This is a genomic window from Pseudomonas sp. NFACC04-2 (genome assembly GCF_900119265.1).
Taxonomy (GTDB): Bacteria; Pseudomonadota; Gammaproteobacteria; order Pseudomonadales; family Pseudomonadaceae; genus Aquipseudomonas; species Aquipseudomonas fluorescens_AA.
On sequence record NZ_FPJC01000004.1, the window covers coordinates 53,456 to 69,349 of the forward strand.

A 15,894-nucleotide genomic window follows, 5' to 3' on the forward strand; every position below is an offset into this window, starting at 1 on the left:
GGCTTGTTTTTTGCCCGCCAAGACCTTCAGTGGATAGGGTGTTATGTCCGGAAAAGCGCAACAGCAGTCTCGTATCAAAGAGTTGATCCTATTGGGTCGTGAGCAGGGCTACCTGACTTACGCGGAGGTCAACGACCACCTGCCGGAGGATATTTCAGATCCGGAACAGGTGGAAGACATCATCCGCATGATCAACGACATGGGGATCAACGTATTCGAGGTTGCTCCAGATAAGGATGCCCTTATGCTGGCCGACGCCGATACCGACGAGGCGGCCGCTGAAGAAGCGGCCGCAGCGTTGGCAGCGGTCGAGACCGACATTGGTCGCACCACGGACCCCGTGCGCATGTACATGCGTGAAATGGGTACGGTAGAGCTCCTCACACGTGAAGGCGAAATCGAAATCGCCAAGCGTATTGAAGAAGGCATCCGTGAAGTGATGGGCGCAATCGCGCACTTCCCAGGCACGGTTGACCATATTCTCTCCGAGTACACCCGCGTCACCACCGAAGGTGGCCGCCTGTCCGACGTCCTGAGCGGCTATATCGACCCGGACGACGGCATTGCGCCGCCTGCCGCCGAAGTGCCGCCGCCGATCGATGCGAAAGCCGTCAAGGCCGACGACGACACCGATGACGACGACGCCGAAGCGAGCGACGACGAGGAAGAAGCCGAAAGCGGTCCGGATCCGGTCATCGCCGCACAGCGTTTCGGCGCCGTGGCCGACCAGATGGAAATCACCCGCAAGGCGCTGAAGAAGCACGGCCGCAACAACAAGCAGGCGATTGCCGAGCTGTTGGCGCTGGCCGAGCTGTTCATGCCGATCAAACTGGTGCCCAAGCAATTCGAAGGCCTGGTCGAGCGTGTTCGCAGTGCCCTTGATCGCTTGCGTCAGCAAGAGCGCGCGATCATGCAGCTTTGCGTGCGTGATGCCCGCATGCCACGCGCTGATTTCCTGCGCCAGTTCCCGGGCAACGAAGTCGACGAAAGCTGGACCGATGCACTGGCCAAGGGCAAGAGCAAGTACGCTGAAGCCATTGCCCGCCTGCAGCCGGACATCATTCGTTGCCAGCAGAAGCTCAGTGCGCTGGAGGCCGAGACCGGCCTGAGCATCGCCGAGATCAAGGACATCAACCGTCGCATGTCGATCGGCGAGGCCAAGGCCCGTCGCGCGAAGAAAGAGATGGTCGAAGCGAACTTGCGTCTGGTGATCTCCATCGCCAAGAAGTACACCAACCGCGGCCTGCAATTCCTCGACCTGATTCAGGAAGGCAATATCGGCCTGATGAAGGCGGTGGACAAATTCGAATACCGTCGCGGCTACAAGTTCTCGACTTATGCCACCTGGTGGATCCGTCAGGCGATCACTCGCTCGATCGCCGACCAGGCCCGCACCATCCGTATCCCGGTGCACATGATCGAGACGATCAACAAGCTCAACCGCATTTCCCGGCAGATGCTGCAGGAAATGGGTCGCGAACCGACGCCGGAAGAGTTGGGCGAACGCATGGAAATGCCTGAGGACAAGATCCGCAAGGTATTGAAGATCGCCAAAGAGCCGATCTCCATGGAAACCCCGATCGGCGATGACGAAGACTCCCATCTGGGGGACTTCATCGAAGACTCCACCATGCAGTCTCCGATCGATGTCGCCACTGTCGAGAGTCTCAAGGAAGCGACTCGCGAAGTACTCTCCGGCCTCACTGCCCGTGAAGCCAAGGTACTGCGCATGCGCTTCGGCATCGACATGAATACCGACCACACCCTTGAGGAAGTCGGTAAGCAGTTCGATGTAACCCGCGAGCGGATTCGCCAGATCGAAGCCAAGGCGTTGCGCAAACTGCGCCACCCGACGCGAAGCGAGCATCTGCGCTCCTTCCTCGACGAGTGACCTTCAAAACCCCCGGCCCTGCCGGGGGTTTTTTCATATGCAGATAAAATCCCCTTCGTTACGCTCCCCACCCCCTGTTGCCCGTCTACACTCGAAACATCCTCCCCAAGCCATGACGAGACAGTGATGCCCAGACTGACGGCCGCGCTTTTGCTGTCATTGATCACCTGGACCGCAACAGCTGGCGCGTTGACGCTCACCGATGAGGAGCTCCGCTGGCTCAAGGACCACCCCGACCTGCGCCTGGGTGTCGACGCCTCATGGCCGCCGTTTGAGTTTCGCGACGACCAAGGCCGCTATCAGGGCCTGGCCGCCGACTACATCGAGATCATCCGTGAACGACTGGCCGTCAGGCTCACGCCCATCGAGCCGGCCAGCTGGACTGCCGTGCTGGAGCAGGTCGTACAGGGCAAGATCGACCTGTTGCCTGGCATCATGTCCACTCCGGAACGCCAGAATTACCTGGCATTTACCCGTCCCTACCTGGATTTCCCCATTGTCATCCTGGCCCATCGCGGTGGCGCCCAGCCCCAGAACCTCAAGGAGCTGTATGGGCTGAAAATCGCCGTGGTGGAAAACTACGCGCCTCATGAGTTGCTGCGTAACCATCATCCCGACCTGAACCTGGTGGCGCTGCCCAACGTCAGTTCAGCCCTGCAAGCACTGGCAACCGATGAAGTGGACGCGGTGGTGGGCGATCTGGCTTCCAGTGTCTGGAGCTTGCGCCAACTCAAACTCGAAGGCCTTTATGTCAGCGGGGAAACGCCTTATCGCTATCAACTGGCAATGGCCGTCCCTCGAGACAACAAGGTATTGGTGGGCATCCTGGACAAAGTCCTGGCAGACATGAACCCGGCCGAAGTCGCCGAGATCCAACAGAAGTGGGTCGGTAATGTGCACGACTATCGCCGGATTTGGTCCGACTTACTGTCTTACGGCCTGCCTACGCTGCTACTCCTGGTCGGCATACTGGCGGTGGTGATTCGCATCAATCGCCGGCTCAGTTCGGAAATCGCCCGCCGCGTCGAGCTTGAGCAGGAGCTGCGCAGCAGCGAGTACCATTACCGTGGGCTGGTGGAAAGCCTGTCGGCCATTGCCTGGGAGGCAAGGGTCAGCGATTTCACCTACAGCTACGTGTCGCCTCACGCCGAAGACCTGTTGGGTTATCCCCTCGCCCATTGGCTGGTCCCAGGCTTCTGGCGCACCATCATTCATCCGGCCGACCTGATCCGCGCCCAGACCTACTGCGAACATGAAGTGCTGGCGGGTCGCGATCACTGCATCGATTACCGGGTTATCACCGCCGATGGTCGCTGCCTGTGGGTACGTGACATTGTCAGCCTGATCAAACACGGGCACGAGCCGCTGATACGTGGGTTGATGATCGATATCAGCGAAGCCAAGCGCACCGAGGAAGCACTGCGTCTTTCGGAGCAGAAATTTGCCTCGGTGTTCCGCCAGTGCCCGGACATCCTGGTGATTGCACGGCTGTTGGACGGCTGCCTTCTGGAGGTCAACAAGGCCTTCGAAGAGCAGATCGGCCTGAGTGCCGCAGAAGTGGTGGGGCGCAACGCAACCGAACTGAATATCTGGGGCATCCAAGGCGTGGGACCCAGCCTGCTGCAGCGTTTGCAGGCCGGCAGCATTCGCAACCTGGAAATGCCCTTTCGCCGCAGCAACGGCCAGGTATTCACCGGGCTGATCTCCGCCGAACCCTTCGACCTCGACACGACGCCAGCCTTGGTGGTGGTGGTACGGGACATCAGCCAGCTCAAGGAAACCCAGCAGCAATTGCAGACATCCGAAGAGAAGTTCGCCAAGGCGTTCCACGCCTCGCCCGATGGCCTGCTGCTGTCACGGCAAAGCGATGGCTTGCTGATTGAAGTCAACGAAGGGTTCAGCCGCATTACCGGTTTCAACAGCGCCCTGTCGGTAGACCGCTCCACTCTGGACCTGGGCATCTGGGTCAATCTCAATGAGCGCAAACAGATGCTCGACCTGCTGCAACGGGACGGCTTCGTCAGGGATTTCAGCTGCCATATCCGTCGCAACGACGGGCAGATACGGCTCTGCGAAGTGTCCAGCCGCCCACTGCCCATCGGCAACGAAGACTGCATGCTGACCATCGCCCGGGATATCACCGAACGCCACCTGATGCAGGAAAAACTGCAACAGGCCGCCACCGTGTTCGAAAGCACTGCCGAAGGCGTGCTGATCACCGATACGCAACAGCACATCAGCGCCGTGAACCGGGCCTTCACCGAAATCACCGGCTACAGCGAAACCGAAGCCTTGGGCCATACGCCTCGGTTGTTGGCTTCCGGCCTGCATGACAGCGCGTTTTACGCAGCGATGTGGCACCAGTTGACGGCCGAGGGACACTGGCAGGGAGAGATCTCCAACCGGCGCAAGAACGGCGAACTGTATCCCAGCTGGCTGACCATCAGCGCGGTGCGCAATCGCGACCGGCAGATCACCCATTTCGTCGCGGTCTTCGCCGATATCTCTAGCCTCAAGCACGCTCAGGCCCGGCTCGATTACCAGGCTCACCACGACCCGCTGACGGGCCTGCCCAATCGCACGCTGTTCGAAAGCCGCTTGCTGGCCGCTCTCAACAGCCAGCAGGAAAACGGCGGCCAGGGTGCCGTGCTGTTTCTGGACCTCGACCGCTTCAAGCACATCAATGACAGCCTCGGGCACCCGGTTGGCGACCTGCTGCTCAAGGGCATTGCCGTGCGCTTGCGCGAGCAGCTGCGCGACATCGACACCGTGGCGCGCCTGGGCGGCGACGAGTTCATTATCCTGCTGCCGGGCCTGCAACAGCCCAGCGATGCCGAGCACATCGCCCAGAAGCTGTTGAACTGCTTTACCGCACCGTTCCAGGCCGGCGAGCATGAGTTCTTCATCAGCGCCAGTATCGGCACCAGCCTCTACCCCCAGGATGGCTGCGACGTCGCCACGCTGGTCAAGAATGCCGATGCGGCGATGTACCGCTCCAAGGCCAAGGGACGTAACCGGGTGGAAAGCTACACCCGCGACCTCACCGCCCAGGCCAGCGAACGCGTGGCCTTGGAACACGAACTGCGCCGAGCGATTGAACGCAACGAGCTGTCATTGTCCTTCCAACCGAAAATCAGCCTCATCGACAATCGCCTGGTGGGGGCCGAGGCACTGATTCGCTGGTACCACCCGACATTTGGCGACGTTCCCCCCGAACACTTCATCCCGTTGGCGGAAGAAAACGGCATGATCCTGCAAATTGGCGACTGGGTACTGGAACGCGCCTGCCGGCAACTGTGCGAATGGAACAGCACCTACGAAAGCCTCGGTCCCCTGTCGGTCAACCTGGCCGGCGCCCAACTGCGCCAGCCCAACCTGCTGGGGCGTATCGAACAATTGCTGCGCGAACACCAGCTCCGGCCCGGCTTATTGCAACTGGAAATTACCGAGAACTTCATCATGAGCCAGGCCGAAGAGGCCCTGACGGTGCTGCACCAGTTGAAGAACCTCGGCGTACAACTGGCCATCGACGACTTCGGCACGGGCTATTCCTCCCTGAGCTACCTCAAGCGCCTGCCGCTGGACATCCTCAAGATCGACCAGTCCTTCGTCCGCGGCCTGCCCGACGACCCGCACGATGCGGCCATCGTGCGGGCAATTATCGCCCTGGGCCGCAGCATGCAATTCACTATCATCGCCGAGGGCGTCGAAACCCTGGCCCAGCAGCAATTCCTGAGCGAAGAAGGCTGCGAACAGATCCAGGGCTACATCGTCAGCCTGCCCCTGTGCGCCGACGAGTTCGCCGCAACGTTTCTTCGTATGACCGTATCGGATTTTTCGGATAGCACAGCCGAGAAACCGTCGCTATAATCCGCGACCTACTGAGGGCCTATAGCTCAGTTGGTTAGAGCAGAGGACTCATAATCCTTTGGTCCACGGTTCGAGTCCGTGTGGGCCCACCATACAAAAAAGCCGCGCATTGCGCGGCTTTTGCGTTCTTGAGCCTGTTGACTCTTGCGCCCTAGGCGAAGGTCTTCATAAATGGCTCTGCACACTGCCTGATGGCTGCGACCACATTCGGTGCCTGCTCACAAAGTTCAGTCGAGCGGGCCAGCACTTGTTCCAGTGCTTGCAACTGTTTGCGGATTACTTCTTCTGGCCGGGCAACATCACATACCCGAGCGAAGTCCAACAGGCCCTGTCGCGAGGCAAATAGCGACTTGTTGCCGACCAGATCAAGGGCCAATACATCTCTTGGAATATAGGCCGTGGTGTTGACGATGTCGTAGGCAGGCGCCAACCGCGCGTCGCGCTGGGTAGGGTCGGAATAGAGCAGCCCGAAGTTCTTCAGATGGGCATCACCATTGCCGACGATGCAGCTCAAGGCCACGATGGCAAATAAATGGGCCAGGGAGTCCTGCACTTGCTCGGACGGGCAGAAAAGACGGATGGCTTTGGCAATGGCTGAATAGCTCTTGCTGTACTTTTGCCCCGCAGCAAGCCCCATCAATGCGGCCATGTCCTCGAAGCCGATGGGGTTGAGCTGCTCGTCTCGATCGAAGCGACGCATAACGAACAGCTTGGAATTATCGGAAAGGTAGAACTTCGGCACCTTGATCCCGGCCTCCCTGGCTACAGACATGCAGAGGAACTCATTGATCGCCAGCCCCGGAAATTCGTCCCGGCCGCTCTTGATAATCAAGTCGGAGGTTTTCGAGGTAAACCGTTGCGCAGCACCATCCTGACGCTCTGGAACGAGCACCTTGGGCTGCACGCCCGATATTCCGGCACGCAGAATGTAACGATCCACCAAGTCGGCAAAAATGTCCTGCGCACCATCCCAGGCCAGGATTTCCTCCAGCCGTTCTCCAGGAAACTGTTGGCGTAGTAGAAGCGCATCGACCTCCGGTGAACTCACCTCCACCCGCCCGATAGGCGAGCTACTGCCAGACAGTGCAAGCAGCAGCATGGGGTCGACGTTCGTCACCTTGGCCAGACGGTTGCGTAGCTGCTCCAAGACGTAACCTTCGGGCAGATTCATCTGGAAGATCGGGTGCAACTCTCGATGACGGTATTCATCCAAGCGCACAGGCATCAATAAACTGATTGCCGCCTGTGCATCAGCATCTTCGCGATAACGAAACAGGTAGTCTCCAGCACTGGAGAGGATCCTCCCGCTATCACCTTCAGGCGTTACTACCCGCAGCAAGGTCGTCATCAGTCGAACACTCTCTGGATTTCGTCAAGCGTAGGCATCGCAGCCGGTACCACGGCGAACTCACAATCCAGGGCCCCCAGGACTCGTGCATAGGCAAGCATCCCCACCGACGGGTCACCCTTTTCGATGGCAATGACCTTCTGCCGAGTGACACCTGCCAAGGTAGCGAGATTGGCCTGGGTCAGGCCGCGATTGAGGCGGCGCTTACGAACCTGCTCGCCCAGACGCACGATGATGAGGGAATAATCCATGTTATGTATACAAGACAAAAAAGATTAAATGTAACGTATACCTAACCTCCAAAAAAATCAAAGCAGATATGCCCTCGAAGTTAACGTACTCACCTTTCACCGGAACATCCGTCCCCCGAATCGACTTCAAAAGCTCTCCGTTGTTTGACCGCGATAGCAACTTTGGTAACTGCCCGCCCCCTTTCCTTGTTCCTCGACTCACCTGGAAGTAATACTCTGGGGAATTAACGACGGGCGAAGACCCCACGTCCAAGCCGTTCAACCTCCTCAAGCGAGATCCCCATCATCGCCAGCCCCAGCCTCTCCCGCCTGTTTCTTGAACTGTTCTGGCAACTCGGCATCCTGCTGGTGCCGGCTTTTTTCGTCACGATACTGCCTCCCCCATTGGCTTTGCTGGCGGTGTTGTTCTTCGGCCTGCTGATGGGGTTTGCCGCACGATTCGGTTTTCTGTCGGCCGGGCGAGTCTGTGGCAGGTTGATCGTCGGCGCCGTGTTCGGCCTGGGTTTCAGTGTGGGTCGGGCCTTGCCTGAGTGGTGGGGCATCCTGGCGGCCATCGCCAGCATCGGCGGCGGCCTGGTGTGTGTCAGTGCCTGGGAGCGGCGCCTGGGTTTGGCGTCCGTTTCCGGCAAAGGCGCCAGTGCTTGGGGTGGAAGCGAGCCGCAATTGACGCCTGAAGGCGAGCCGATCCGGGTGTTCAACCACAGTGAAATCGCCATGGGTGGCCCCACTTATTGTGACTACCTGTTCCCCGACGGCGTGCTCCTGCAAGGCCTTGGCTCTTCGTCCATGTTCTCCCGCGACGGGCGCTATTTTGCGGCGACCGTACCGTCCCGGCAGAACTGGGGGCTGGTCATCCTCGACCGTCAACAGCGCCAGGTGTACCGCTGTGCCGACAGCGAACTCTGGAAGTTGGACGCTTTTGATCTCGGCGTGTTGAGCGGGCGCCATAGCCCACTGGTAGACGACAGCGTTCGCGAAATCCGACTGGATGAGCTGCTCCAGACGGCCAGCGTTACCCACTTGGTTCCTTTCGCCGACCTGTGGCTGGACTCCGATTGGCATCCCGAGCAGCTTCAACATACCTTCGAGCGGCGCTCTGCGGACGGCCAGCACTGCCTGCGGGGCGACATTGCCTTGCCCGCGACATTTCGCGACCTGGCCCAGCCGCTGGAACCGCTGGTTTCACCGCGCTATAGCATCAGCGTCAACGGGCAACCGGCCGGCCTGCTGATGGCGGCCGATGCGCCGTTGGTATGGAGCAGCGATCAACGCGCCCTGGTGTGTCTGGCCCAGGAACAAACCCCTCATGCAGACGGCGACCAGTATTGGTTGTGGCAGCTCGACCAGGGCTGGCGCGCCCTGACCTCGCCTTGGGTGAAGAGCGAAGCAGAACCGTCCTTCTATTGGCACGAGTTGCTGGGTCTCGACGCAAGCCATGTGCAGATCGGCTCGTATCTTGACTATCCGCGACCGGGCTCTGGGCGTTATGGCTACCGCTTGGACAGTATCCACGGCGACATCGAAACCCAGGTCGGTCACGACGCCCAAGGTCGCGTGCAAGTCGGCGAATTTGCGCTGACCCGCATGACCATCGCCATGCCGTTGGACAGCCAAGGCCAGCGCGGCGATTCATTCATCGAAACGCAGCCAATGCAGGACGGAGTGCGCGGACGGCTGACCTGGCTTGGCGATAATCCCGACGGGCTGGGCGGTTATCGCTGTCAGATCGGCGATTGGCAATTGCCCGGCCGATGGTTGTTGGATCATCGGGTCTCCGATTGCCGGCGTTACCTGGCCCTGCTGCCCTTCGACGGTGCCACGACGGTCGCGACCCACGGGGTGGTTGCCGATCTGAAGGAGCGACAGCTGCTGCAGGGGCCCACGATGTGGGTCGCTCGCCTGCTCGATTTCCGCGCAGGCCGGCTGAGCCTGGCGGTGGTGGCCGGCCGTCTCGATCAAGACCTGGAGAGCAGCGCGCTGCAACGCTTCAATATCCCCGCGCCGCAGAGCGATAGCGACCCTTCGTTCTTTCAACCCGATGAGCAATCCCGGCTGTTCTACGACACCGTGGAGCTGCAGGTGACCGATTCGCAACTGCACAGCGTTACCCCCTGGCGCCTGGTGGATCGCCCCCAAGTGGCCAACGCCGAAGGAGACTTCATCCTGCCCGCCCCCAACCAGCAGGATGCGGCCTGGTTGTTCGGCAGCGAGACGGAATATGCCGACAGTTGGGTGCGGGCGCGGACGCCTCGGCTTGGCGGCTACCTGCTGACTGCATCAGGCTGCGCGTTGAGCGACCTGGCACCCTCGATGATCTGGTCGGCGGATGGTCGCTATCTGGCCCTTACCTGTATGGCTAGCGACGTGACCGAGCTGTGTGGCAGCTATCGAGGCTGGCAGTTGCTGCTGCTGGATGTCCAGGCGCACACGTTGCGAGTGCATCCGCAATGGCTGGGCAACCGCCCCTTGTTTGAAGGTTTCGACGATGATCAAGTGCGCGTGCGCTGTTTTGAACGCGATTGGGAAGCGGAGGACAATGACGACCCAGGTTCGGTACAGTCATTGCCTCTGCCCCTTTTGCTGCAAGCGTCCGCTGAACAGCTGGTGTGCCAGGACGGCTTCTGGCTAAGGCCTTCGCAAGTATACCTGGCCCCCGCCTGGCGAGCGCTGGCCTTACCCGCCATTGGCTATTTCGAACGCAAGAGCCTGTAACATGCTCGCCACCGATGCCCACGCCGGAGCCCACCTTGCCTGACACCCGCCCTCCCGTCCTCGACGAAATCGACCGCCAACTGATCGCGGCCCTGCAAATCAATGCCCGGGAAAGCGTCGCCATGCTGGCCCGACAGTTGGGCATCGCCCGGACAACCGTCACTTCGCGCCTGGCGCGCCTGGAAAAGACCAAGGTGATTACCGGATATGGCGTGCGCCTGGGCCAACGGGTGATTGATGGTGGTTTGCAGGCTTACGTGGGTATCAAGGTGCAACCACGCTCCGGCAAAGACGTGTTGCGACGCTTGAGCGCCATGGCCCAGGTCCAGCAGTTGTGTGCGGTGAGTGGCGAGTTCGATTACGTGGCCTGGCTGCGCACCGATTCGCCGGAACAACTGGACCAGTTGCTGGACCAGATCGGCAGCGTGGACGGTGTGGAGAAGACCACCACCTCGATCATCCTCAGCAGCAAGATCGATCGAGGGCAGCCGGTCTAGCCCCCTACATGACTTAACCTGTGGGAGCGAGCTTGCTCGCGATAGCGGTCTGTCAGTTTATGAAAGCGCTGACTGAACCGGCGCTATCCGCGAGCAAGCTCGCTCCCACATGGGACAGGATTCGTCATTATGATTTCAGAACAGATCAAAATGACGGAATTACACTCAAAACGACGACATATTGTGTCTTATTAACGTGTTCTACCCTCCCTAGAATGGCTGGCATCTTTCCTATACTCAGACGCGAGCACCGCGTCGAGTCGTCCATCAAGGTCCGCCATGAACAAGAGCAATCGCCACCCAGCAGACGGTAAGAAGCCCATCACTATTTTCGGGCCGGACTTTCCTTTCGCCTTTGACGACTGGATCGAACACCCGGCGGGCCTGGGCAGTATTCCCGTTCACAACCACGGTACGGAAGTGGCGATTGTGGGTGCCGGGATCGCCGGTCTGGTGGCGGCATACGAGTTGATGAAGCTGGGACTCAAGCCCGTGGTTTACGAGGCGTCGAAAATGGGTGGGCGCCTGCGCTCACAGGCGTTCAACGGCGCCGAAGGGGTGATTGCCGAGCTGGGCGGCATGCGTTTTCCGGTGTCCTCCACCGCGTTCTACCATTACGTCGACAAACTGGGCCTGGAAACCAAGCCCTTTCCCAACCCGCTGACCCCGGCGTCCGGCAGCACGGTCATCGACCTGGAAGGCCAGACCTATTACGCACAGAAACTGGCGGACCTGCCCGCACTGTTCCAGGAAGTCGCCGACGCCTGGGCCGATGCACTGGAGGATGGTTCGCGCTTCGGCGACATCCAGCAAGCGATCCGTGACCGCGACGTGCCACGTCTCAAGGAATTGTGGAACACCTTGGTGCCGTTGTGGGACGACCGCACTTTCTACGACTTTGTCGCTACCTCCAAGGCGTTCGCCAAGCTCTCGTTCCAGCACCGCGAAGTGTTCGGCCAGGTCGGCTTCGGCACGGGCGGCTGGGATTCGGACTTCCCCAACTCGATGCTGGAAATCTTCCGCGTCGTGATGACCAACTGCGACGACCACCAGCACCTGGTGGTCGGCGGCGTCGAGCAGGTGCCCCACGGCATCTGGAATCACGTACCCGAACGCTGTGCGCACTGGCCAGAAGGTACCAGCCTGAATTCGCTGCACCTGGGCGCCCCACGTAGCGGCGTGAAGCGCATTGCCCGTGCGGCCGATGGCCGGTTCAGCGTGACGGACGTGTGGGAAAACACCCGTGAGTACGCCGCCGTGCTGGTCACGTGCCAGAGCTGGTTGCTGACCACCCAGATCGAATGTGAAGAAGCGCTGTTCTCGCAAAAAATGTGGATGGCCCTGGACCGCACCCGCTACATGCAATCGTCGAAGACCTTCGTGATGGTCGACCGACCGTTCTGGAAGGACAAGGACCCGGAAACCGGGCGCGACCTGATGAGCATGACCCTGACCGACCGCCTGACCCGTGGCACCTACTTGTTCGACAACGGCGATGACAAGCCAGGGGTGATTTGCCTGTCGTACTCCTGGATGAGCGACGCGCTGAAAATGCTCCCGCATCCGGTGGAAAAACGCGTGAAGCTGGCCCTCGATGCCCTGAAGAAGATCTACCCCAAGGTGGACATCGCCGCACGGATCATCGGCGATCCGATCACCGTGTCCTGGGAAGCCGACCCGCACTTCCTCGGTGCCTTCAAGGGCGCCCTGCCCGGCCACTATCGCTACAACCAGCGCATGTACGCGCATTTCATGCAGGACGACATGCCGGCCGAACAACGCGGGATCTTTATCGCCGGCGATGACGTCTCATGGACACCCGCCTGGGTTGAAGGCGCGGTACAGACCTCACTCAATGCCGTGTGGGGAATCATGAAGCACTTCGGCGGTGAAACTCACGCCGAGAACCCAGGTCCAGGTGATGTGTTCCACGAGATCGGTCCGATCGCCCTGCCTGAATAAAAGGAGTTTTCGATGCGCGTAGCCCTCTACCAATGCCCACCGCTGCCACTGGATCCGGCCGGCAACCTGCACCGCCTGCACCAGGTGGCGCTGGAAGCCAGGGGCGCCGATGTGCTGGTGCTGCCGGAGATGTTCATGACCGGCTACAACATCGGCGTCGATGCGGTGAATGTGTTGGCCGAGGTCTACAACGGCGAATGGGCGCAGCAGATCGGCCGCATCGCCAAGGCCGCCAATCTGGCGATTGTCTATGGCTACCCAGAACGTGGCGAAGACGGGCAGATCTACAATGCGGTGCAACTGATCGACGCCCAGGGCGAGCGTCTGGCCAACTACCGCAAGAGCCACCTGTTCGGCGACCTTGATCACGCCATGTTCAGCGCCGGCGACTCAGCGCTGCCCATCGTCGAGCTCAACGGCTGGAAGCTCGGCCTGCTGATCTGCTACGACCTGGAATTCCCGGAAAACGCCCGACGCCTGGCCCTGGCCGGCGCCGAGCTGATCCTGGTGCCAACCGCCAACATGCAACCCTACGAGTTCATCGCCGACGTCACCGTGCGCGCCCGAGCCATCGAGAACCAGTGTTTCGTGGCGTACGCCAACTACTGCGGCCATGAAGCTGAATTGCAGTATTGTGGCCAAAGCAGCATCGCCGCACCGAATGGCAGTCGCCCGGCGCTAGCGGGGCTGGACGAGGCCTTGATCGTCGGAGAGCTGGATCGACAACTGCTGGACGACTCCCGCGCGGCCTACAACTACCTGCACGATCGCCGCCCCGAGCTTTACGACGCCCTGCACAAACACTGATTGAGGATTGAGAAAGGGCCCTGATCCGCTAGCATGGGCGCATCCTTGTTCTGGAAGCGCCCATGCCGGTCCCCGATTCCCTCCGCCCCCACACTGAAACCCTGGCCAACGGCTTGCGGGTCACATTGCGTCACGTCCCGGGCCTCAAGCGCAGCGCCGCGGTACTGCGCGTCGCCGCTGGCAGTCATGACGCCCCCCTGGCCTGGCCGGGCATGGCGCACTTGCTCGAACATCTGTTTTTCCTCGGTACCGAACGGTTTCCCGCCGAGGAGAATCTGATGGCCTACGTGCAGCGGCATGGCGGTCAGGTCAATGCGCGTACCAGTGAACGCACCACGGATTTTTTCTTCGAACTCCCTCCCGCAACCTTCGCCGACGGGCTGGAACGGCTGTGGGACATGCTCGCCCAGCCACGCCTGGACGAAGCTGATCAGTTGCGGGAACGGGAAGTGCTGCACGCGGAGTTCATCGCCTGGTCCCAGGATGCGGCTGCCCAACGGCAGCTGTCCTTGTATGACGGCGTGTCAGCGTCCCATCCACTACGGGGTTTTCACGCCGGCAATCGCGACAGCCTCGCCGTGGAACACGCCGAATTCCAAACAGCACTGCACAACTTCTATCGCCGCTTTTACCAGAGCGGCCAGATGACGTTGAGCTTGGTCGGCCCACAAAGCATCGACGCCTTGAAAGCGCTGGCGCAACGGTTCGGCAGCCATGTATCGGCCGGTGAAGCGGTCGCTGGATCGTCGCCGCCAAAACTGATGGCATCGTCCCAGACGCATTATCAACAGGCCCAAGAAGGTTGTCTCGACCTGCTGTTCGCCTTCGAAGCGTTGCCCGCCGCCTCCCCCCAAGCCCTGGACTTTCTCTGTACGTGGCTGAACTCCAGCAAACCGGGCGGCCTGCTCGCCACGTTGCGTCAGCTCGGCCTGGCTGACAGCCTCAAGGCCACTGCGCTGTATGAGTTTGCCGGACAAGGGCTGCTGCACATCGAATTCAAGCGCGGCAACACTCAGACAGCGGCGCAAGTCCAGCCGTTGCTGCATGACTGGTTGGGATTCTTTGCCGCCCAGGACGATTGGGCGCCGTTGCGCCAGGAGTTCACCGCGTTGCTGCAGCGACGGCAGGAAGCAGGATCGGCCTTGCAGTTGGCCCGCTGGGACTGTGAAGGACGTGACACGCCGCTGCTGGCAAACGACCTCGTGAGGCTCAGGGAAATTCTCAGGCAGCTGCACCCCGCCGATACCGTCGTGAAACCCTGGCAACTGCCCGCGCCCAATCCGTTCCTGCAAACACCAAGCGAAGCGCCTCGCGCCGGGCTGATACGCGGTCAGACCAGCGCCCACCGCGGCTTGAGAACCTTCGCCCAGGATCGCTCCCGGGGCCGGCGGGAACGCTCGCCCATGCAGTTCAGCCAGGCGCTGCCAGACAACGGTCGTGAAGGCGCGGTGTACCTGCGCTGGCAACTGGCGACCCAAGCACCGCTCGACGTTCAATCCAGGCTCGACCGGCACCTGCAGGATGTGCGCGAAGAGGCTCGGCAGGCCGGCGTGGACGTCAGTTTCGAAGCGTCCGCCCATCAATGGCTGCTGAAACTGGTCGGTTTGCAGACACCGCTGCCGTTGGTGCTCGAACACGTTCTGGCGAAGCTTGCCCAACCACTGCCAATGGCCCAGGCCGGTGACGAAACGCCGTCGATGCCGATTCGACAGCTGTTGAAGGCGCTGCCGAATCATTGCCGACAATCATCAACGCTGCCAATGCCCGACAGCGATCGAAATCTGTGGACAACGGCCCGCTGGGACGGGCTGTCCATCGGTCTGTCGGCCGCCATCCAAGGGGCGCTTGGCCCGGTGCTGGCCCGTGTGCCGGGAATTGCCGGCGAGGACGCCAGCCTGGCGACGGCGCCGCGTGGGCAACGCATCTGGCATAGGCTCCAGACCCACGGTGAAGAGTCGGCCGTATTGCTGTTTTGTCCGACCGCCACCTCGGCGCTGGCCGACGAAGCCGCCTGGCGGTGGCTGGCACAGCTGTGCCAGACGCCGTTCTACCAGCGCCTGCGCGTCGAGTTGCAGGTGGGTTATGCGGTGTTCAGCGGGTTGAAGCAGGTCGATGGGCGAACCGGGGTGTTGTTCGGCGTCCAATCGCCCAGCCTCTCGGCGGCGGAACTGATCGCCCACCTCACGCAATTCCTGGCCGGGTTACCGGCGCTGATCCAGCATCTTGATGAGGCGTCCCTTACTCGCCAGCAGCAGGCACTCGCCGCCCAACTCCAGAGCAGTGCTCTGCCCTTCGCCCAGGCCGCCGAACTGCTCTGGCAGGGCAAGCTGGCTGGCCGGCCGTCGGATTATCTTGAGCAACTGTCCGCTGCCATCCTGTGCCTGGATCGCGCCCAGCTCGAGACTGCCGCCCAGGGTCTGCTCGATGCTCAAGGGGGATGGTATTGCCTGAGCAATGGCGCTTGCCCGTCAGAACACTGGCAAGCGGCGCAATGATCATTGCAGACGCTGTAATGAGCTTTCTTCGAGAATCGCGGCGAACGAATTTGTCAGATTT

General features: G+C 60.9%; 9 protein-coding genes and 1 tRNA gene. 8 read left to right on the forward strand and 2 right to left on the reverse strand.

The genetic code is table 11. The annotated features are described in order from the left end of the window. The first annotated feature begins 43 nt into the window (after nt 1-43). The 3 genes from rpoD (at nt 44) to BT125_RS06840 (ending at nt 5,853) form a co-directional block, all read left to right on the forward strand. On the forward strand, nt 44-1,891 hold the full coding sequence (rpoD, locus tag BT125_RS06830) for an RNA polymerase sigma factor RpoD (RefSeq protein ID WP_060740348.1): 1,848 nt from the start codon (nt 44-46) through the stop codon (nt 1,889-1,891). A 126-nt stretch (nt 1,892-2,017) separates the two neighbouring features. Next, nucleotides 2,018-5,761 (forward strand): bifunctional diguanylate cyclase/phosphodiesterase, encoded by a 3,744-nt coding sequence (locus BT125_RS06835; RefSeq protein WP_072405777.1) that lies wholly within the window; start codon nt 2,018-2,020, stop codon nt 5,759-5,761. Nucleotides 5,762-5,776: 15 nt separating this feature from the next. Then, nucleotides 5,777-5,853, forward strand: a tRNA-Ile gene (locus tag BT125_RS06840). A 59-nt stretch (nt 5,854-5,912) separates the two neighbouring features. Here the strand turns inward: BT125_RS06840 and BT125_RS06845 are convergent. Together BT125_RS06845 and BT125_RS06850 are read right to left on the reverse strand one after the other, a co-directional pair. After that, nucleotides 5,913-7,109 carry a type II toxin-antitoxin system HipA family toxin gene (locus BT125_RS06845; protein WP_072405778.1) on the reverse strand — a complete coding sequence of 399 codons (1,197 nt, stop codon included), beginning with the start codon at nt 7,107-7,109 and terminating at the stop codon, nt 5,913-5,915. Next, complete coding sequence (locus BT125_RS06850) at nt 7,109-7,360, reverse strand: helix-turn-helix transcriptional regulator (protein WP_072405779.1); 252 nt, start codon at nt 7,358-7,360, stop codon at nt 7,109-7,111. Before BT125_RS06850 ends, BT125_RS06845 begins: the two co-directional genes overlap by 1 nt. A 348-nt stretch (nt 7,361-7,708) precedes the next feature. Here BT125_RS06850 and BT125_RS06855 point away from each other — a divergent pair, with 348 nt between their 5' ends. The 5 genes from BT125_RS06855 (at nt 7,709) to pqqF (ending at nt 15,833) form a co-directional block, all read left to right on the forward strand. Next, nucleotides 7,709-10,072: a hypothetical protein gene (locus tag BT125_RS06855; RefSeq protein WP_256573732.1), complete on the forward strand. Its 2,364-nt coding sequence runs from the start codon at nt 7,709-7,711 to the stop codon at nt 10,070-10,072. 35 nt (nt 10,073-10,107) lie between these two features. After that, complete coding sequence (locus BT125_RS06860) at nt 10,108-10,569, forward strand: Lrp/AsnC family transcriptional regulator (RefSeq protein ID WP_060743121.1); 462 nt, start codon at nt 10,108-10,110, stop codon at nt 10,567-10,569. A 279-nt stretch (nt 10,570-10,848) separates the two neighbouring features. Then, entirely contained in the window at nt 10,849-12,531 is a 1,683-nt protein-coding gene (locus BT125_RS06865; RefSeq protein ID WP_072405781.1) for a flavin monoamine oxidase family protein, read from the forward strand. 12 nt (nt 12,532-12,543) lie between these two features. Next, entirely contained in the window at nt 12,544-13,338 is a 795-nt protein-coding gene (locus BT125_RS06870; RefSeq protein ID WP_072405782.1) for a carbon-nitrogen hydrolase family protein, read from the forward strand. A 62-nt stretch (nt 13,339-13,400) separates the two neighbouring features. Next, nucleotides 13,401-15,833 carry a pyrroloquinoline quinone biosynthesis protein PqqF gene (gene pqqF / locus BT125_RS06875; RefSeq protein ID WP_072405783.1) on the forward strand — a complete coding sequence of 811 codons (2,433 nt, stop codon included), beginning with the start codon at nt 13,401-13,403 and terminating at the stop codon, nt 15,831-15,833. Nucleotides 15,834-15,894: the final 61 nt, after the last annotated feature.